The sequence below is a fragment of the Peribacillus asahii genome (genome assembly GCF_004006295.1).
GTDB lineage: Bacteria > Bacillota > Bacilli > Bacillales > DSM-1321 > Peribacillus > Peribacillus asahii_A.
The window spans coordinates 3,581,139-3,600,471 of sequence record NZ_CP026095.1 but is presented as its reverse complement, the minus strand read 5'-3'; the positions used below and the strand labels follow the sequence as shown (position 1 = coordinate 3,600,471).

Here is a 19,333-nt window from a genome sequence, read left to right as displayed (position 1 = left end):
GAAAAAAGAGGATAGATTCGGTTCTAGCCTCTTTTTTCTATCCGAACATGATAAAGGTAGTGAACATAATGATTAAGAGTGCTTATATTCATATTCCGTTTTGTGAGCATATATGCCACTACTGCGACTTTAATAAAGTGTTTTTACAAGGTCAGCCGGTAGATGAATATATACAGATGTTAAAGGAAGAAATGAGGTTTCAGCTTGCGGCATATCCTACAGATGAATTAAAGACGATTTTTGTTGGTGGAGGTACCCCGACGTCGCTTAACGAAAAACAACTAGCGATTCTTTGTGAAACGATTGATGAGATGCTGCCGCTAAACAAACAATTTGGAGAATATACATTTGAAGCAAACCCTGGAGATTTATCAAGAGAGAAGTTGGAGATTTTATATAACGCTGGAGTGAATCGTCTCAGTTTTGGGGTGCAAAGCTTCAATGATCAACTATTGCAGAAAATTGGTCGTACACATCGTGCTGCTGATGTGTATGAAACGATTGAACTTGCTCAAAAAGTGGGATTCTCGAATATTAGTATCGATTTAATTTATGGATTGCCGGGACAAACGATGGAAGATTTTCAAGATACGCTGAACCGAGCGTTAGCTCTTGATCTACCTCATTATTCTAGCTATTCCTTAATTGTTGAACCCAAGACGGTTTTCTATAATCTAATGCAAAAAGGGAGGTTAAATCTGCCTCCGCAGGAACTTGAGGCATCCATGTATGAGCGAGTGATGGAAGTGATGGAACGTCATGGATTGCATCAATATGAAATTAGCAATTTTGCTAAAACTGGTTTTGAAAGTCAGCATAATTTAACCTATTGGAATAATGCTGAATACTACGGGATTGGTGCGGGTGCACATGGATATACGCAAGGAAAAAGGATAGCCAATTACGGTCCATTGAAGAAGTATATAACACCCCTTCAAGCAGGTAAGCTTCCTGTTTTAGAGGAGCATCTGGTTTCATTAGGTGAACAAATGGAAGAGGAAATGTTTTTAGGATTAAGAAAAACAGAAGGTGTTGCACTTGAACCATTTAAAGAGAAGTATTTTGTCGAAATGGAAGAGGTTTTCTCGCAACCCCTTAAACAGCAAGTGGAGAAAGGGCTGCTCACTATTGAGGATGGCTTCGTCCGGTTGACGAAACAAGGCAGGTTACTTGGGAATGAAGTATTCCAGGCTTTTTTAGGAATTGTTGAAAATTCCTAATCGAATTTATCTCGCTCTAAACGGTTTTTTTCGTTGACATCAATAGCTTCATTTGATAATTTATTAATATATTAGCACTCATTGATGTAGAGTGCTAACAGAGGTGATCATATATGCTAACTGATCGTCAATTATTAATTTTACAAGTAATTATCGAAGATTTTATCCAATCTGCGCAACCAGTTGGGTCGCGAAGTTTGTCGAAAAAAGAAGAAATTTCTTTTAGCTCAGCGACGATTCGTAATGAGATGTCCGACCTTGAGGAACTAGGATTTATAGAAAAAACACATACGTCTTCAGGGCGTGTGCCATCTGAATTAGGGTACCGTTACTATGTGGATCACCTGCTTTCACCTCAAGCGTTAAAGAAAAATGAGATGCAGTTGTTAAAGTCTGTTTATGCTGGGCGTATTTATGAGCTGGAAAAGGTCGTTCAAAAAGCGGCGAAGATTCTTTCTGAATTGACGAATTATACGGCCATTGTTCTCGGTCCGAAAGTAAAGGATCATAGGCTTAAAAAAATCGAAATTGTTCCTTTGAATTCAGAAACAGCTATTGCAATTATTATTACAGATACAGGGCATGTTGAAAATCAGTTAATTACTTTACCATCATCGATTGATATGAGTGAAATCGAGAAAATGGTTAATATTTTGAATGATCGTTTAACAGGTGCTTCTATGTCTGATTTAAAAGATAAGATTTATAAAGAAGTGGCTGTTTTGCTAAGTCAACATATTCGTAACTACGGAGCACTTGTATCTACCCTTGCGGAGTCTTTAACATCGACAAAGCCTGAAAAGTTATTTTTCGGCGGGAAAACGAATATGTTTCGACAGCCAGAATTCCATGATATTCATAAAATTCATTCGTTGATGTCGATGATTGAGCAAGAACAAGGGTTTTACGAGTTGATTAAACAAAACCCGGCAGGCATTAATGTTAAAATTGGACGTGAGAATCAAATATCGGCTCTTGAGGATTGTAGCTTAATTACAGCAACTTATTCCATTGGAGCGGATCAAGTAGGTACTTTGGCTATTTTAGGGCCGACACGAATGGAATATTCGAGGGTCATATCCTTGCTATCTACGTTTTCTACTGATTTAACTGCTTTGCTTACAAAGTTGTATCAAAAACCATAACAACGGCAATATTGATAGAGGGCAAGAGGGGATTTGTGCCCTCTATGATTGCGCGATTTGAAACATGTAAATACTCTTTTAGGGAGGTGAAATTTGTGACAGAAAACAAAAATAATGAGCAAACGATAGAAAAGGAAACAGCTGAAGAAACAGTCGTTGAGGAGGTTTTTGCTGAAGAGGCAGAACAAACTTCTGAGGAAACGGAAGTAGATGAACTTCAAGCTGCACAACAAAAAATCGCTGAACTAGAAGCTAAGATCGAAGAAATGGATAACCGTTATCTTCGTCTTCAAGCGGATTTTGATAATTCACGCCGTCGTGCCAAGTTAGATATGGAAGCGGCTCAAAAATATAGAGTTCAAAGTCTTGCTACAGATTTACTGCAAGCTCTTGATAACTTTGAAAGAGCGACAAAAATTGAAGCAGACAATGAACAAACAAAGTCTTTACTTCAAGGTGTAGAAATGATTTATAACGGAATTGTTGAAGCGTTGAAAAAAGAAGGCGTTGAGGCGATTGAAGCTGTCGGTCAAGAGTTTGATCCACACTTACACCAAGCTGTTATGCAAGTTCAGGATGAAAACTTTGGTTCTAATATTGTTGTAGAAGAGTTCCAAAAAGGATATAAACTGAAAGACCGCGTCATTCGTCCAGCGATGGTAAAAGTAAACGAATAAACGCTTACATATAGTAGGAGGTAATAAAAATGAGCAAGATTATTGGTATTGACTTAGGTACAACAAACTCATGTGTATCTGTACTCGAAGGTGGAGAACCGAAAGTAATTCCAAACCCGGAAGGTAACCGTACTACTCCATCTGTTGTTTCATTTAAAAATGGTGAAAGACAAGTTGGGGAAGTAGCGAAACGTCAAGCAATTACAAACCCAAATACGATTATCTCTATTAAACGTCATATGGGTACAAACCATAAAGTAACAATTGAAGGAAAAGAATACTCTCCGCAAGAAGTATCTGCAATCATCCTTCAATATTTAAAATCTTATGCAGAAGAGTATCTTGGTGAAAAAGTAACGAAAGCGGTTATTACAGTACCTGCATACTTTAACGATGCTGAGCGCCAAGCAACTAAAGATGCTGGTCAAATTGCTGGTCTTGAAGTAGAACGTATTATTAATGAGCCAACAGCTGCTGCTCTTGCATACGGTTTAGATAAAACGGATGAAGATCAAACGATTCTTGTATTTGACCTTGGTGGTGGTACGTTTGACGTATCTATCATGGAACTTGGCGATGGTGTATTTGAAGTTAAGTCAACTGCCGGTGATAACCGTCTAGGTGGGGATGACTTTGACCAAGTAATTATCGACTACTTAGTAGCTGAATTTAAAAAGGAAAATGGAATCGATCTTTCACAAGACAAAATGGCTGTTCAACGCTTGAAAGATGCAGCTGAAAAAGCGAAGAAAGATCTTTCTGGTGTAGCTTCTACACAAATTTCATTACCATTCATTACAGCAGGAGAGGCTGGTCCACTTCACTTAGAAGTAACGTTAACTAGAGCGAAATTCGATGAATTATCTGCTGGATTAGTAGAACGTACAATGGGTCCAACTCGTCAAGCATTAAAAGATGCTGGTCTTTCTGCATCTGAAATCGATAAAGTGATTCTTGTTGGTGGATCAACACGTATCCCTGCTGTACAGGAAGCCATCAAAAAAGAATTAGGTCAAGAGCCATCTAAGGGTGTAAACCCTGATGAAGTTGTTGCAATGGGTGCAGCGATTCAAGGTGGCGTGTTAACAGGAGATGTAAAAGATGTTGTTCTTCTTGATGTAACACCACTTTCTCTTGGTATTGAAACAATGGGCGGCGTATTTACAAAATTAATCGATCGTAATACAACAATCCCAACAAGTAAATCACAAGTATTCTCAACAGCTGCTGATAACCAAACAGCTGTAGATATTCATGTACTTCAAGGTGAACGTCCAATGGCAAGCGACAACAAAACGCTTGGTCGTTTCCAATTAAGCGACATTCCACCAGCACCACGCGGTATTCCGCAAATTGAAGTATCATTTGATATCGATAAAAATGGTATCGTAAGTGTTCGTGCGAAAGATCTTGGTACAAACAAAGAGCAAACAATCACGATTAAATCATCTTCAGGTTTATCTGAGGAAGAAATCGAACGTATGGTACGTGAAGCAGAAGAAAATGCTGAAGCGGATCAACAACGTAAAGAAGAAGTAGAGCTTCGTAACGAAGCGGATCAACTTGTCTTCCAAACAGAAAAAACATTAAAAGACTTGGAAGGAAAAGTGGACGAAGCGGAAGTTGCAAAAGCAAATGAAGCAAAAGATGAATTGAAAGCTGCAATCGAGAAAAACGAATTAGAAGAAATCCGTGCGAAAAAAGATGCACTTTCTGAAATCGTTCAAAACTTAACAATGAAGCTTTATGAAGAAGCAGCAAAAGCTCAACAAGCAGCTCAAGAAGGCGGAGCACAAGACCCTGCTGACGATAATGTGGTAGATGCTGAATTTACAGAAGTTAAAGATGACGATAAAAAATAATTAAGCTTTACTAAAGGCGATGTATTATTTGCCTAAGTGTACGAAAAAAGTCAAAGTCAGGTTTTCTTGACTTTGGCTTTTTTTGAATCGGAAAAGTGAATGAGGCACCCTATGCTTTTCTTATTGTCTAGCTTCACCGGCCTAGCTCACTGTGAAAAAGATAAGAGTCACCAAAAGGCAAAGAACGCCTTTATGGGCCTCTTCCTATTTTCTTCGTGAGCTGACCAAGCCGGTTACACTTTTCTTATTGTCTAGCTCCGGTGGCTAGCTCGCTGTGAAAAAGATAAGAGCCACCAAAAGGCAAAGAACGCCTTTATGGGCCTCTTCCTATTTTCTTCACGAGCTGTTCGAGCCACCTATGCTTTTCTTATTGCTTTACAGCTTGAATCAGTGATAATATAAAATTTATGTGAAACGAATCGGGAGTGGATAAACTATGAGTAAACGCGATTACTACGAGGTGCTTGGTGTTTCCAAAAGCGCATCGAAAGACGAAATTAAAAAAGCGTATCGAAAACTCTCCAAACAATATCATCCTGATATTAATAAGGAACCAGATGCGGCGGATAAGTTTAAGGAAATTAAGGAAGCTTATGAAGTATTAAGCGATGAACAGAAAAAAGCGCATTATGACCAATTTGGTCATACGGATCCTAATCAAGGCTTTGGTGGGTTTGGAGGCCAAGATTTTGGTGGTTTCGGCGGGTTTGAAGATATTTTTAGCACGTTTTTTGGCGGTGGTGGCGGACGTCGACGTGACCCTAACGCTCCACGTCAAGGAGCCGATTTACAATATACGATGACGTTATCTTTCGAGGAAGCGGCTTTTGGTAAAGAAACGGAAATCGAAATTCCACGTGAAGAAAACTGCGGTACATGTAGCGGTACGGGGGCTAAACCAGGAACGAAAGTTGAGACATGTTCACAATGTCATGGCTCAGGTCAAATTAATGTAGAACAAAACACTGCTTTTGGCCGTGTTGTGAATCGTCGAACATGTAACGTGTGTAGAGGAACAGGTAAACATATTCCTAATAAATGTACGACGTGCAGCGGAATAGGTAAAATTAAAAAACGTAAAAAAATTCAAGTTAAAGTGCCGGCAGGAATCGATGATGGTCAACAACTTCGCGTATCAGGCCAAGGGGAGCCAGGTGTTAACGGCGGTCCAGCGGGTGATTTATATGTTGTCTTCCATGTTCGAGATCATGAATTTTTTGAGCGCGATGGGGACGATATTTACTGCGAAATGCCAATTACATTCGCACAAGCTGCATTAGGTGATGAAATAGAAGTACCGACTTTACATGGTAAGGTGAAATTGAAAGTTCCAGCAGGCACACAAACAGGAACTCGTTTCCGTTTAAAAGGAAAAGGTGTTTCAAATGTAAGAGGGTATGGGCAAGGCGATCAACATGTGGTCATCCTGGTCGTAACACCGAAAAAATTAACAGAAAAACAAAAGCAGCTTCTTCGTGAATTTTCCGAAATTAGCGGTGAATCACCAGATGAACAAGAAGATGGTTTCTTTTCAAAATTAAAAAGGGCCCTTAAAGGCGAGTAATAGAATTGGGAGTTGGTAGATATGAAGTGGTCGGAAATTGCAATCCATACAACAAATGAAGCGGTTGAACCTGTTTCGAATATTCTTCATGAGGCAGGTGCAAGCGGTGTTGTCATTGAAGATCCTCTAGAATTAATCAAAGAACGGGAAAATGTCTTTGGTGAAATCTACCAGCTGAATCCAGCTGATTATCCGGATGAAGGTGTGCTTGTAAAAGCATACTTGCCGGTCAATAGCTTTTTAGGTGAAACAGTTGAAGAGATTAAATTAGCGATTAATAACTTGCTTTTATTTGATATCGACCTTGGTCGAAATGCGGTTTCTATTAGTGAAGTAAATGAAGAAGAATGGGCAACGGCTTGGAAAAAGTACTATAATCCGGTTAAAATTTCAGAACGTTTTACGATTGTTCCAACGTGGGAAGAATATGAACCAGTCAGCAGTGATGAGCTCATTATCGAACTAGACCCTGGTATGGCTTTTGGTACAGGTACGCACCCAACAACGGTTATGTGTATTCAAGCGTTAGAGCGGACGGTGCAAAAAGGCGATTTAGTAGTTGATGTTGGAACAGGTTCAGGTGTATTGAGTATTGCTGCGGCATTATTAGAAGCTAAACAAGTTCAGGCACTTGATTTAGATGAGGTAGCGGTTCGCTCTGCGAATATTAATGTGAAATTAAATAAAGTGCAAGAGCGTGTACATGTTTCACAAGGCAATTTATTGGATGGAGTAGAGGAACAAGCGGATATTGTCGTTGCCAATATTTTAGCAGAAGTCATTATGCGTTTTACGGATGATGTAGCAAAAGTTGTAAAGCCGGGCGGTTATTTCGTTGCTTCTGGAATTATTCAACCTAAGAAAGATGATGTAAAAGCAGCGATTGTAGCATCAGGTTTTACGATTGAAGAAACGATTCAAATGGAAGACTGGGTTGCAATTATTGCCAAAAGAAATGCATAATATGAGGAAGTGGCGCTGTAACAGCGCCATTTTCTTAAGGGTTAGAGGTGTTGAAGTGTGCAGCGATATTTCCTTGAAAATAAACAAGTTAATGAGCAGAACATTAGGATTACAGGTGATGATTATCATCATATTACACGAGTTATGCGAATGGAGCCTGGTGCAGAAATTATCGTTGTCAATAAAGATGGACAAACAGCTATTGCGAAAATTTCAGAAATTACCAATGATGCAGTAGTTGGAGCTGTTATAGAATGGAAGAATGAAGAAAAGGAATTACCAGTTCACGTAACCATCGCGAGCGGTCTGCCAAAAGGGGATAAGCTAGACTATATTGTTCAAAAAGGAACCGAATTAGGTGCCCTAGAGTTTATCCCTTTTATTGCGGCTCGTTCAGTGGTAAAATGGGACAGCAAAAAGGCTAGTAAAAAAATTGAACGCTTGCAAAAGATTGCGAAAGAAGCAGCAGAACAGTCACATCGCTCTGTATTGCCTGCTGTCAAAGAACAAATGACAGTTTCGCAATTGATTCAGTATGCGAAAAACTTTGATTACAAACTTATTGCTTTTGAAGAAGAAGCCAAACGTGGTGAAACAGCCAGGCTTGCGAAAGTATTAACGGAAGCAAAACGAGGACAGTCTATTCTTTTTGTTTTCGGTCCTGAAGGTGGATTGACTACAGAGGAAGTAGAGAAGCTAAGTGAGGCAGGATTTGCTGCTTGCGGTTTAGGTCCAAGAATTTTAAGAACAGAAACAGCACCATTGTATGCTCTTGCTGCTGTTTCTTATCATGTAGAATTATTGAGGTGATGAAAATGTCTTCGGTCGCTTTTCATACATTAGGATGTAAAGTAAACCATTATGAAACAGAAGCCATTTGGCAATTATTTAAATCAGCAGGTTATGAACGGGTTGAGTTTGAAAGCATGGCAGACGTATATGTTATTAACACATGTACGGTTACGAATACAGGTGATAAGAAAAGTCGCCAAGTAATTCGTCGCGCCGTTCGTAAAAATCCAGACGCAGTCATTGCTGTAACAGGCTGTTATGCGCAAACGTCTCCAGCTGAAATTATGGCCATTCCAGGTGTAGATATTGTAGTAGGTACTCAAGATCGTGTGAAGATGCTTGACTATATTGAACAATACAAAGAAGAACGTGAGCCGATTAATGCAGTCGGTAATATTATGAAAAATCGTGTGTACGAAGAATTGGATGTGCCAGCATTCACAGATCGTACACGTGCATCGCTGAAAATTCAAGAGGGCTGCAATAACTTCTGTACATTTTGTATTATTCCTTGGGCGCGCGGTTTAATGCGTTCACGCGATCCAAAAGAAGTTATTCATCAAGCACAACAGCTTGTTGAGGCAGGGTATAAAGAAATCGTCTTAACAGGGATTCATACAGGCGGTTATGGTGAAGATATGAAAGACTATAACTTGGCGATGCTTTTACGTGAATTAGAAGAACAAGTAGAAGGGTTGAAACGTATTCGTATTTCTTCTATTGAAGCAAGTCAAATTACAGATGAAGTAATTGAAGTGTTAGCGAATTCGAAAAAAGTTGTAAACCATTTGCATATTCCGATTCAATCTGGTTCTGATACAGTATTGAAACGAATGAGACGTAAATATACAATGGAATTCTTTGCAGACCGCTTAGTAAAGCTAAAAAAGGCCTTACCTAATCTTGCGGTAACATCCGATGTCATTGTAGGCTTCCCTGGTGAAACAGAAGAAGAGTTTATGGACACATATAACTTTATTAAAGAGCATAAATTTTCTGAGCTTCACGTTTTCCCGTATTCAAAGCGAACAGGTACTCCAGCAGCAAGAATGGATAATCAAGTGGATGAAGAAATCAAAAATGAACGAGTACATCGTCTTATAGAGCTTTCGAATCAACTAGCTAAAGAATATGCATCGCAGTTTGAAGGAGAAGTGCTTGAAGTGATTCCTGAAGAACAGCTAGAAAATGGCTTGTTTGAAGGATATACAGACAACTATTTAAAAGTTCAGTTTGAAGCAACAGAAGAAATGGTTGGACAAATTGTGAAAGTGAAAATTACGAAAGCCGGCTATCCATATAATGAAGGGCAATTCGTAACAGTCATGAAAGATTTTCCAATTCAACAAGTAGTAAATGGGTAAGACAGCGATTTTTCGCTGTCTTTTTATTAGTAGAGTTTTCTCTGTTTTCATGATTAGCAGCCTCAAAAAAGTTATCTCAATTAAGTGTATATCTTCTAAATAACTGAAGTATGTTATGATAAAAGATAGTATAACAAAGTCTCTTTATTTGAAAGGAGAATCACCTATGACGGTTGAAATAGCCAGTCTTATTGATCATACACTATTAAAAGCGGATGCTACAAAAGAACAAATAGAAGTATTATGTAAAGAAGCAAAAGAATATAAGTTTGCTTCTGTTTGCGTGAATCCTACTTGGATAAAGTATTCAAGTGAGCTGCTCCAAGGTTCAACTGTAAAGGTATGTACGGTAATTGGCTTTCCATTAGGTGCCAATACGCCGGAAGTAAAGGCTTTTGAAACAGTAAATGCTATTGAAAATGGTGCACAAGAAGTGGACATGGTCATTAATATTGGGGCGTTAAAAGATCAAAATGATGAATTAGTTGAACGTGATATTCGTGCTGTTGTAGATGCGGCGAAAGGCAAAGCGCTAACGAAAGCAATTATTGAAACATCGCTATTAACAAAAGAAGAAAAAGTACGCGCGTGTGAGCTTGCGGTAAAAGCAGGAATCGATTTTGTTAAAACATCGACAGGGTTTTCAACAGGTGGAGCAACTGTTGAGGATGTCGCTTTAATGAGAGCCACTGTAGGGTCTGGTATTGGCGTTAAAGCATCAGGCGGTGTTCGGAATACAAAGGATGCCCAGGATGTCATTGCAGCAGGGGCAACGCGTATTGGCGCAAGTGCCGGTGTCGCTATTGTGAATGGATTAACAGCTAAAACGGATTATTAAGTGAGTGTGTTTTTGGAATGTCATATAAAAAAGGAGAAGAGAGCGGTAACTGCCTCTTCTCCTTTTTCTTCATAGGAGATTGTGAAATCCCTGTAAATTGGGGTGAATGTCTCGACCTAAACGTAAGTGTCTAGTCTCCCGAAGTCGCGATTTGCTCGGCCAGTGAAGTCAAGAAACAACTGCACCTTTGGGTTTGTGACCAAGGTGCTTCTGTGTTTTACTGGCTAACCCTCATTACTTTGGATGGTTTATTTCCTGCTTTGTTTATTGCATATACTTTAATGGTAGTTTTAACTTTGAAGAATTAAATGGTTTGCTATTCATCTCATTGATTGAAGCGGTTCCGCTTACTTCATATCCTGCTAAAATCAATGGCTTTAGAGTTGGGCTCATGTGTGCGGGGATGAATTCAAGTCCCTCGGGTGAAACATCGCCTGCGATACTTTGGCTAAAATCTCTCGTATTTAAATAATTTACAAATACAGGATTAGTCGGATCAGAAATATCATAGGTCATGATTCCGCCAATTCGTTCAAGTCCAATAAATGCGAATAATTTACCATCGACTTTTCCAATCTTTATATCTTCCGGCTCTGGCCCCTTTTTAACGCTTCTTTTATCCATTATATTATCGTCATTCGACCAGTTAAAATAGTTTGGATATCGTTGAGCTGTAATGCTTTCGAAGTCACTGCCACTGTCAAAAACCAATTCCATTGTATCAGCTTTCCAGATAGAGAAGGAGCGTCCGCCATAAGTATAAACGGCATCATTTCCCATGTCTTGAATGACCTCTAATTTGTTATAAGCTGAATCATTTTTCATCATTTCTAGTTTATTTTCAGCTTCCTGTTTTGTCATGCCTTGAAATGTACCTTCTCTAATAGTGATTGTATCTTTTATGTCCTTAAATTCTGAGACATTTACGAATTCCTCCCATTCTGTAGCATCTCCTTCATTCGCTGTTATGAGATAGCTGATACCATTGATAGTTACTTCAGCAATAGAGTCTGGCATATAGGCCCCTAGTATAGGTAAAGTAGTAATATTGATTTTGTCATCTCTTGCTGCATCCAATGCATTCTGAGGTAAAGAATGATCTTTAAAACCTAAGGATTTCACAGATTGTACTTTTCCTTTCTTTATATCAATAGTTGCAACTGCATTGTTTTCTTGAAGTGTGACATATGCTTTTTTGTTATTAGCGGACAATGCAATATATTCTGGTTCTAAATCTTTAATAGCGTTTTGTTTCTCTGCCTTATTTCGTATATATACATCGTCAGCAATGACTTTAGTATCATTAAACTTAACTTGCTTTGTTTTTCCAGATGGATACTGAACAATAGTGACTGAACCTTCGGGATCTATTCCATTTACTAGGCCTTTTCTTGGTTCGCCTTCATCTGCGGTTAAAATATAGGAGCCATCTTTACTCATTTTAATCATGTCAGGCTGAACACCAGTATGAAAAGTTTTTAGAACCTTTCCTGTATAGTCCATCACGACAATCTTTCCGCTTTTTGTATAATCCTTTTCTTGAACAGCAGCAACAATCACTTTCTTTTTTGTATTAATATCAATGCTTGTTAAATCTCCGTACGTAAAAGATTTTGTATTAACAGCTTTGGCGATATCGATTGATTTTTCTTTTGCTAATGATTGACCTCTATTGGAAGTCAAGTTTTTTAAGCTAACGATATCAAGCGTTTGTGTTTTTCCATTAACGAGGTAAAACTTTTTATTATCGGGATTGTACTTAATAATTTCGGCTACTCCACCTTCTTCGTCCGTAGCCCCAGTACTATAACCAGCGATTTTCGAAATTTCTAGTGTGTTATTGAAACTTGTGGGCTTTGTATGTATCGAACTGGTTGTTTCTTGTGCTTCTACAATTGTGCTAGGTATTAATAAAGAGATAGCTAATGCATAGGGAAGTGTTTTCTTAAAGGGATGTAATTTTTTGAGCATATTTATACTCCTTTTCCAATTAAAATGTATACGATGTTATCTGCATTTTAATTGGAAAATAAAAAAAGAAATACCACAAATAAGTAAAGAAATCATAAAGAATTCATTAAAAATCTCAAGATGAATTCTTTACAATAAATTGTTAACGGTGATGTAAAAATAAAATAAATTTTGCAAAATGTTTAGCAAAAGGAAGCACAATCACAGAGGTTATAACATTAAATAGGACGCTAGCATGGGCAAGCTGTGTTGCTGGATTTGTTGTAAAATAGGCAGCGAGTTGTTCTAATTGATTAACCAATGGAAGAAAGGCAAAAACGCCTAAGACATTTAGCCATATATGAGCATAGGCGGTGAAGGTTGCTTCTTTACCTGAACCGATGCTCGCCATGTAGCCTGTAATACATGTGCCGATATTCGAGCCGAGCATAATAATAATGGCTGAGGAAACGGATAGCTCCCCGCTTGCTAAAAAGCTCATCGCCATACCGATAACGGCTGAGCTAGAATGGATGCAAGCTGTTAACACAATCCCCACTAGTAAGCCGATAATCCAATGCTCCTTCATCTCTATTAGGAGGGTTTGAACAATTGGATAGCTTGCAATCGGTGATGATAAATATTTAAAGCCGCTCATGGCCGCAAATATGGCACTTAGGCCGATGAAGGCAATTCCGCTGCTTCGTAAGACAAGATGAGGAATACAAGTTAAACAGGCTCCACAAATAAGACCAGGAATGATGAGGGAATCTAGAGAAAATGTTAAAAACTCCGTAATGAAGGTTGAACCAATGTTTGTCCCAAGGATAATACCGATTGTTTGTGGGAACGTTAAACTGCCAGCGGATACGAAGCCGACTGTCATCACCATTACAGCGGAACTGCTTTGTAACAATCCGGTAAAGCCAATCCCGGTAAGAAATCCTTTCCACGGTTTATTTGTTAGTTTTAATAAGAGAGCTTGTAAGGCTTCTCCGGATAAGTGGAATAAACCCATTCGAAGTACAGCCATTCCAGCTAAGAAGATTCCAATAAATAAAAGAAATAAAAATAAATTGTACATGCCTCCACCTCCTTATCATGTTATGGCTAAGTAAATGAGGAAATAACTTCTAAATAGGAAAAATTTCAAAAGATGCATAGCTGTCTATTTAAGTTCTGTTTGCGCTTTTGAAATAAGTTTTGTTTTATTGGTTGACCTGTTAAAAATGATATATTATAATTGTTTAGTACATGTATAACATGTTGCGAATATAAGTTAGTGTGTTGTTTTCGGAGGGAGGGAAAGAGATGTCTAAAACCGTTGTTCGTAAAAACGAATCGCTTGAAGATGCTCTTCGTCGTTTCAAACGTACTGTATCTAAATCAGGATCGCTTCAGGAAGCTAGAAAGCGTGAATTTTATGAAAAGCCAAGCGTAAAACGTAAGAAAAAGTCTGAAGCTGCAAGAAAACGTAAATTCTAAGAGAGGGTGGAATGATGAGTCTTCTCGAGCGTTTAAATAATGATATGAAACAAGCGATGAAGAACAAAGAAAAGGACAAACTCTCTGTTATTCGCATGTTAAAAGCTTCGCTTCAAAATGAAGCGTTAAAGCTAAGACAAGAATTAACAGAAGAAGAAGAATTGACAGTGCTCTCTCGCGAATTAAAACAACGCAAAGACTCCCTCAATGAGTTTGCAAATGCAGATCGTACCGATCTCGTGGATAAAATCCGTATCGAAATAGGTTACGTTGAGGCATATATGCCGGAGCAACTTTCAGCAGAAGAAATATCTTCAATTGTTAAACAAACAATTGAAGAAGTAAATGCCACATCTAAAGCAGATATGGGGAGAGTTATGAGTGCTTTAATGCCTAAAGTAAAAGGCAAAGCAGATGGTTCTCTGGTTAATAAATTAGTACAACAACATCTATCTTAAACTCAAAACCTAAGCCGCAGGCGTATGCCTGTGGTTTTTTGCTGTATATAAGCTAAACTTGAGGAACGCTTCTTTAAAGAAATTCTTCTGATTTGTTTGGTAATCTCGAAAAAACTTTATATTTTGAAACTTTATCTGAAACTTTTTTAAAAGTGAATCGTACTGTTAAGTATAGAAATTTAAAAAACGGGAAAGGAGGAGTCTCGTTGAGAAGTTGGCGTGTTGTTTTTCTTTTTTGCCTTATGATATTTTTACTAGTGCCCTTTGCATCTGCAAAAGATAAGGTCGTGTATGTTGTGCCAGTGGAAGCGACCGTTGAAAAAGGCTTGGCTGCTTTTTTAGAGAGAGCTTTAGATACAGCGGAGTCAGCTCAGGCGGATCTTGTTATTTTTGAAGTGAATACGCCAGGTGGTGCGGTCGATGCTGCTGGGGAAATTGCAAAATTATTAACAGATACATCAGTCAAGACGGTTGCTTATGTGAATAATCGTGCTTTATCTGCTGGGGCGTATATCTCGCTAAGTGCGGATGAAATTTATATGGTGCCAAGTGCGACAATGGGGTCAGCTGCTGTGATTGATTCAGCTGGAAATGCAGCGGACAAGAAAGCGCAATCATATTGGTTAGCGGCTATGGCTACAGCTGCTGAACAAAATGGACGTGACCCCATCTATGCAAAAGCGATGGCGGACGAAAATCTTGATTTGCCGGAGTATGGAGCCGAGAAGGGAAAACTGTTAACCTTCACAGCTAAACAAGCAAAAAAGGCGGGATATAGTGAGGGTACGGTCTCAGGGAAAGCGGAACTGTATAGTATACTAGGAATAGAGGATGCAGATATTCGTTCACTTGAAGAAAGTTTTCCTGAAAAGCTTGCTCGTTTTTTAACGAATCCGTATGTTATCCCTCTTTTATTAACGCTTGCTGGTATAGGGATTGTGATTGAGATATTTTCTCCAGGATTAATTTTTCCTGGGCTTATAGGTGTGCTTTCATTAGTCTTGTTCTTTTATGGACATCTTGTTGCCGGGCTAACAGGTTATGAAACGCTCGTGCTGTTTATACTTGGTATAGTTCTAGTTATATTGGAATTCTTTATTCCAGGAGGGATTGCAGGTTTATTAGGCCTTACTGCGGTTGTTGGAAGCTTATTTTTGGCAGCGAGTGATCCAGTCCATATAACAATTTCGTTGTTAATTGCGCTGACAGTGTCTATTTGTTTATCCATTCTATTAGTAAAGGTGTTTGGGAAAAAGATGAAATTTTTTAGAAAAATGATATTAACTGATTCAACGAACACGGAACAAGGGTATGTAAGTAATCCGAATCGAACAGAATTGATTGGGATGCAAGGGAAAGCGGTAACTGATTTAAGGCCTGCTGGTACGGCAATTATCAATGAAGAAAGACTAGATGTCGTGTCTGAGGGAAGTTTTATTTTAAAAGGTTCTAGTGTTAAAGTGGTGAAAGTAGAAGGGTCTCGAATTGTCGTTCGAGAAGTTCCAGAAAATTAAAGAACGCAGAGGAGGATGAAATAGTGTTAGGAGCAGATACAATCTTTTTAATCGTGGCTGTTATTGCAATTATTGTGGTATTGGCTGTATTTTTTACATTTGTACCAGTGATGCTTTGGATTTCAGCTTTAGCAGCTGGTGTTAAAGTGAGTATTTTTACATTGATTGGGATGAGGTTGCGTCGCGTTATTCCAAGCCGTGTTGTGAATCCGTTAATTAAAGCACACAAGGCAGGTCTTGGAGTAAAGACGAATCAATTAGAAAGTCATTATTTAGCTGGTGGGAATGTAGACCGAGTTGTGAATGCGTTAATTGCTGCTGAACGTGCAAATATCGTATTGCCTTTTGAACGAGGTGCAGCCATTGATCTTGCAGGCCGTGATGTATTAGAAGCTGTGCAAATGAGCGTTAATCCAAAAGTAATTGAAACGCCATTTATTTCTGGTGTTGCGATGGATGGAATTGAGGTAAAAGCAAAAGCAAGAATTACTGTTCGAGCGAATATTGAGCGCTTAGTCGGTGGTGCTGGTGAAGAAACGATTATTGCCCGTGTTGGTGAAGGGATTGTTTCAACAATCGGTTCGTCTGACAATCATAAAAAGGTGTTGGAAAACCCGGATTTAATTTCGAGAACGGTTTTAACTAAAGGGTTAGATGCTGGTACAGCGTTTGAAATCTTATCGATTGATATTGCGGATGTAGATATCGGAAAAAATATTGGGGCGATTCTTCAAACAGACCAAGCGGAAGCGGATAAAAAAATCGCTCAAGCGAAGGCCGAAGAACGTCGTGCGATGGCTGTAGCCTTAGAACAAGAAATGGTTGCTCGGGTTCAGGAAATGAGAGCGAAGGTAGTAGAATCTGAAGCGGAAGTACCGCTTGCGATGGCAGAAGCATTAAAAACAGGAAATCTTGGTGTGATGGATTATATGAACATCCAAAATATCACAGCTGATACGAGCATGCGCGATTCAATTAGCAATATTTCTAAAGATCAAAAAGAAACATAATAGGGGAAATGGAGGAGTGTAAATGTTCGAGTTTTTATTCGAGAATCCATTTCTACTGATTATTTTAATTGGTATCCTCTCTTCGATGTTTAAGAAAAAGAAAGAGCCGAATCGAACTTCACCGCGTCAACCTGAAGCACCGAAGAAGAAATGGCAAGAAGTGATTCAAGAGATACAGGAAGAGTGGGAAGAGAAGACGACTGCAAAGCCTATTCAAGAAGCAAAGCCAGTTCAATCTGCTGAAGCTGTAGAAGTACAGGAAGAGGATGAAAGAAGAATTGCTGAATTAAAGCGTCTTCAACAGGCATATGAGGAACAACAGAAGCGAGAAAGGGAATCCGAAACGGCTGTTTCTACACCGTCTATTGCTTCTGCTGCTGCGAAGGTCATTTCAGATGATCAAAGCCCTGTGTATCATAAGGAGCTTTCATTTGGGAAACAAGAATTAATCAATGGTATTATTATGTCTGAAGTGCTTGGGCCTCCAAGGGCGAAGCGAAGTTTGCGGCAATCTCGTCGTTAGTAATTTTTAAGCTTATGATACTGTTGATTTTTGGCTCATTTAATTAACAGGCATGATTACAATTGAATGGAAGTGATCTAGGTGAGGTGGAGTTTAAACCTCACCTTTTCCATTTAATTTCCGATTTAATGATTTCAAGCTTCTTGTTCTTTTCTATTGTATATCCAACCGAAGGGACACCCTGCCCCCATTCACCACGCTTAGCATCTTCACGTTTATCTCTTTTTAACGTTTAGCAATCAAACGTATTTCTTAAGAAGCTATACACTTCACATAACAAACATCAATCTATCATCATCGTTAAAGTCATAGGGCTTCTGCGGTATCAGAATGTAAACGTCATTGTCTGCTAATACCTTTTCCACATATTGAGTGTAATAATTATCCGTGCTGATACGGTCTGTTGAAATCACAAATGTTTATACATATATTGATAAATAATTTCATACATTTGAGATGAAAGGAGGTTCTTTTTTATGGCGCGTAAATGGGGGCAACAATTAAAACAGCTCATTGTCAAAAAAGCAGACCTTCCAGAAGATGTCATAATGGACCTTCCACGAATCACGATGATTGGACAATTGCATATTTATATTGAAAACCATCGGGGATTGTTAGCCTTTACCGATCGTGAAGTAAGGCTGATGCTTAAACATGGTCAACTGTTAATAAAAGGCTCAGCCTTTGTTATAAAAACGATTTTACCTGAAGAGATTATGCTCGAGGGTCAGATTGAACAAGTTCTTTTTATTAATGAATGAGTCCTGGGAGGTACCGATGAAAAACCAATGGACAAACTATTATACAGGCTATGTAAAAGTAAAAGCATTCGGGAGAGGGACAGAACGTTTGATTAATAGCTTAACAAGAAGAGGGCTTCATGTGTGGGATGTCAAGCGCATAGGCACTGAGGCCCTTGTTTTTTATATGGAGATAAGCGATATTCCAAAGCTACGTCAAATCGTTCGCAAAAGTGATTGCAAGGTTACCTTTTTACATGGAAAGGGCGTTCCGTTCTTATGGAAGCGAGTTTTAAAGAATAGCGGTTTTTTAGTAGGCTTATTTGCTTTTTTGTTTTCTATTTTTATTCTCTCTAATATGGTCTGGGGGATTGAAGTCCACAATGCTAAGCCTGAAACGGAGCATGCGATTCGTAAAGAGTTAGAGAGAATGGGCGTGAAAGTAGGAAAGCTGCAGTTCTACCTTGATGATGTGGATACGATTCAGCGTAAACTATCAGATGAAATCGAGGAGTTAACATGGGTGGGTGTGGAATTAAAAGGGACGACCTTTCATTTTCAAGTCGTTGAGAAACAACAACCGAAAAAGGTGGAAGCGACATCGCCACAGCATCTTGTTTCCAAGAAAAAGGCAATCATTACGGAGATGTTTGTTGAAAAAGGAAAATCGATTGTTAAAGTGAATGATTATGTCGGAAAGGGACAACTGCTTGTTTCAGGTATTATCGGTACAGAAGAGAAACCAGAAATTGTGCCAGCAAAAGGCGTTATTAAAGGACAAACATGGTATAAAGCGAAGGTGGAAGTGCCGCTTGAAACGAAATTCTCAGTCTATAATGGTGATGAAAAAACAAAACATTATTTAAAATTTTGGAATGTATCTATCCCGATTTGGGGATTTGTAAAACCAGACTATTCAGATTATGAAGAGGAAGTAACAATCCGGCCGCTGTACTTTTTACAGTGGAAATTACCGGTGAGTTATAAAGAGAAGACATGGAGAAGTAAAGAGGAAATAAAGCGAGTCTATACCAAGAAGGAAGCTGTTGCAGAAGGCAAGAAAATGGCAAGGAGTAATCTTGAAAAACGAGTAGAAGAGGATGCGGAAATCATTGGCGAAAAAATTTTGCATCAATCGATAGAGAATGGTAAAGTTAAATTATCGATACATTACCAAGTTATAGAAGATATAGCGACAGGACAATCAATCATTCAAGGAGACTAACGA

18 protein-coding genes are annotated in these 19,333 nt (G+C 38.7%); 16 read left to right on the top strand and 2 right to left on the bottom strand.

Annotated features, from left to right (window positions below; translation table 11 throughout):
* The first annotated feature begins 68 nt into the window (after nucleotides 1-68).
* The 9 genes from hemW to deoC all read left to right on the top strand — a co-directional run bounded on the left by hemW (nucleotide 69) and on the right by deoC (nucleotide 10,425).
* Nucleotides 69-1,220, top strand: coding sequence for a radical SAM family heme chaperone HemW (gene hemW, locus BAOM_RS17760; protein ID WP_127761422.1), 1,152 nt, complete (start codon nucleotides 69-71; stop codon nucleotides 1,218-1,220).
* Between the two features lie 113 nt (nucleotides 1,221-1,333).
* Nucleotides 1,334-2,365 (top strand): heat-inducible transcriptional repressor HrcA, encoded by a 1,032-nt coding sequence (gene hrcA, locus BAOM_RS17755; RefSeq protein WP_127761421.1) that lies wholly within the window; start codon nucleotides 1,334-1,336, stop codon nucleotides 2,363-2,365.
* Between the two features lie 95 nt (nucleotides 2,366-2,460).
* Complete coding sequence (grpE, locus tag BAOM_RS17750) at nucleotides 2,461-3,042, top strand: nucleotide exchange factor GrpE (RefSeq protein ID WP_252282583.1); 582 nt, start codon at nucleotides 2,461-2,463, stop codon at nucleotides 3,040-3,042.
* A gap of 29 nt (nucleotides 3,043-3,071) precedes the next feature.
* Entirely contained in the window at nucleotides 3,072-4,904 is a 1,833-nt protein-coding gene (dnaK, locus tag BAOM_RS17745; protein WP_127761419.1) for a molecular chaperone DnaK, read from the top strand.
* 436 nt (nucleotides 4,905-5,340) lie between these two features.
* Nucleotides 5,341-6,468, top strand: coding sequence for a molecular chaperone DnaJ (dnaJ, locus tag BAOM_RS17740; protein WP_127761418.1), 1,128 nt, complete (start codon nucleotides 5,341-5,343; stop codon nucleotides 6,466-6,468).
* Nucleotides 6,469-6,489: 21 nt separating this feature from the next.
* A complete protein-coding gene (prmA, locus tag BAOM_RS17735; RefSeq protein ID WP_127761417.1) occupies nucleotides 6,490-7,431 on the top strand; it encodes a 50S ribosomal protein L11 methyltransferase in 942 nt (313 codons plus the stop codon).
* 57 nt (nucleotides 7,432-7,488) lie between these two features.
* Nucleotides 7,489-8,241, top strand: a complete 753-nt coding sequence (locus tag BAOM_RS17730) for a 16S rRNA (uracil(1498)-N(3))-methyltransferase (RefSeq protein WP_127761416.1) — start codon at nucleotides 7,489-7,491, stop codon at nucleotides 8,239-8,241.
* Between the two features lie 5 nt (nucleotides 8,242-8,246).
* Entirely contained in the window at nucleotides 8,247-9,587 is a 1,341-nt protein-coding gene (gene mtaB, locus BAOM_RS17725) for a tRNA (N(6)-L-threonylcarbamoyladenosine(37)-C(2))-methylthiotransferase MtaB (protein WP_127761415.1), read from the top strand.
* Between the two features lie 166 nt (nucleotides 9,588-9,753).
* On the top strand, nucleotides 9,754-10,425 hold the full coding sequence (gene deoC / locus BAOM_RS17720) for a deoxyribose-phosphate aldolase (RefSeq protein WP_127761414.1): 672 nt from the start codon (nucleotides 9,754-9,756) through the stop codon (nucleotides 10,423-10,425).
* Between the two features lie 264 nt (nucleotides 10,426-10,689).
* On the opposite strand, the gene BAOM_RS17715 is transcribed toward deoC, so the two are convergent.
* Together BAOM_RS17715 and BAOM_RS17710 are read right to left on the bottom strand one after the other, a co-directional pair.
* Entirely contained in the window at nucleotides 10,690-12,396 is a 1,707-nt protein-coding gene (locus BAOM_RS17715; RefSeq protein WP_127761413.1) for a choice-of-anchor I family protein, read from the bottom strand.
* 142 nt (nucleotides 12,397-12,538) lie between these two features.
* The gene (locus BAOM_RS17710; protein ID WP_127761412.1) at nucleotides 12,539-13,459 is read right to left on the bottom strand and encodes a Na/Pi symporter; all 921 of its coding nucleotides are present in this window, start codon (nucleotides 13,457-13,459) and stop codon (nucleotides 12,539-12,541) included.
* A 227-nt stretch (nucleotides 13,460-13,686) separates the two neighbouring features.
* Between BAOM_RS17710 and rpsU the strand changes: the two genes are divergently transcribed.
* From rpsU to yqfD, 7 genes are all read left to right on the top strand, one after another.
* A complete protein-coding gene (gene rpsU, locus BAOM_RS17705) occupies nucleotides 13,687-13,860 on the top strand; it encodes a 30S ribosomal protein S21 (protein WP_119115575.1) in 174 nt (57 codons plus the stop codon).
* 14 nt (nucleotides 13,861-13,874) lie between these two features.
* Nucleotides 13,875-14,318, top strand: a complete 444-nt coding sequence (locus BAOM_RS17700; protein ID WP_127762627.1) for a GatB/YqeY domain-containing protein — start codon at nucleotides 13,875-13,877, stop codon at nucleotides 14,316-14,318.
* Nucleotides 14,319-14,524: 206 nt separating this feature from the next.
* Nucleotides 14,525-15,832, top strand: coding sequence for an NfeD family protein (locus tag BAOM_RS17695; protein ID WP_306821272.1), 1,308 nt, complete (start codon nucleotides 14,525-14,527; stop codon nucleotides 15,830-15,832).
* 41 nt (nucleotides 15,833-15,873) lie between these two features.
* Nucleotides 15,874-16,842, top strand: coding sequence for a flotillin-like protein FloA (gene floA / locus BAOM_RS17690; protein WP_180319852.1), 969 nt, complete (start codon nucleotides 15,874-15,876; stop codon nucleotides 16,840-16,842).
* A 22-nt stretch (nucleotides 16,843-16,864) separates the two neighbouring features.
* On the top strand, nucleotides 16,865-17,365 hold the full coding sequence (locus BAOM_RS17685) for a hypothetical protein (RefSeq protein ID WP_127761411.1): 501 nt from the start codon (nucleotides 16,865-16,867) through the stop codon (nucleotides 17,363-17,365).
* 476 nt (nucleotides 17,366-17,841) lie between these two features.
* A complete protein-coding gene (gene yqfC, locus BAOM_RS17680) occupies nucleotides 17,842-18,126 on the top strand; it encodes a sporulation protein YqfC (RefSeq protein ID WP_127761410.1) in 285 nt (94 codons plus the stop codon).
* A gap of 16 nt (nucleotides 18,127-18,142) precedes the next feature.
* Nucleotides 18,143-19,330, top strand: coding sequence for a sporulation protein YqfD (gene yqfD / locus BAOM_RS17675; RefSeq protein ID WP_127761409.1), 1,188 nt, complete (start codon nucleotides 18,143-18,145; stop codon nucleotides 19,328-19,330).
* Nucleotides 19,331-19,333 lie beyond the last annotated feature (3 nt).

Excerpts from the sequence above, each read along its gene's own strand:
- mtaB (WP_127761415.1), top strand. The coding sequence starts at position 8,247 with ATGTCTTCGGTCGCTTTTCATACATTAGGATGTAAAGTAAACCATTAT.
- yqfC (WP_127761410.1), top strand. The coding sequence starts at position 17,842 with ATGGCGCGTAAATGGGGGCAACAATTAAAACAGCTCATTGTCAAAAAA.
- BAOM_RS17710 (WP_127761412.1), bottom strand. The coding sequence starts at position 13,459 with ATGTACAATTTATTTTTATTTCTTTTATTTATTGGAATCTTCTTAGCT.
- BAOM_RS17685 (WP_127761411.1), top strand. The coding sequence starts at position 16,865 with ATGTTCGAGTTTTTATTCGAGAATCCATTTCTACTGATTATTTTAATT.
- dnaK (WP_127761419.1), top strand. The coding sequence starts at position 3,072 with ATGAGCAAGATTATTGGTATTGACTTAGGTACAACAAACTCATGTGTA.
- yqfD (WP_127761409.1), top strand. The coding sequence starts at position 18,143 with ATGAAAAACCAATGGACAAACTATTATACAGGCTATGTAAAAGTAAAA.
- rpsU (WP_119115575.1), top strand. The coding sequence starts at position 13,687 with ATGTCTAAAACCGTTGTTCGTAAAAACGAATCGCTTGAAGATGCTCTT.
- deoC (WP_127761414.1), top strand. The coding sequence starts at position 9,754 with ATGACGGTTGAAATAGCCAGTCTTATTGATCATACACTATTAAAAGCG.
- BAOM_RS17700 (WP_127762627.1), top strand. The coding sequence starts at position 13,875 with ATGAGTCTTCTCGAGCGTTTAAATAATGATATGAAACAAGCGATGAAG.
- dnaJ (WP_127761418.1), top strand. The coding sequence starts at position 5,341 with ATGAGTAAACGCGATTACTACGAGGTGCTTGGTGTTTCCAAAAGCGCA.
- prmA (WP_127761417.1), top strand. The coding sequence starts at position 6,490 with ATGAAGTGGTCGGAAATTGCAATCCATACAACAAATGAAGCGGTTGAA.
- hemW (WP_127761422.1), top strand. The coding sequence starts at position 69 with ATGATTAAGAGTGCTTATATTCATATTCCGTTTTGTGAGCATATATGC.
- BAOM_RS17715 (WP_127761413.1), bottom strand. The coding sequence starts at position 12,396 with ATGCTCAAAAAATTACATCCCTTTAAGAAAACACTTCCCTATGCATTA.
- hrcA (WP_127761421.1), top strand. The coding sequence starts at position 1,334 with ATGCTAACTGATCGTCAATTATTAATTTTACAAGTAATTATCGAAGAT.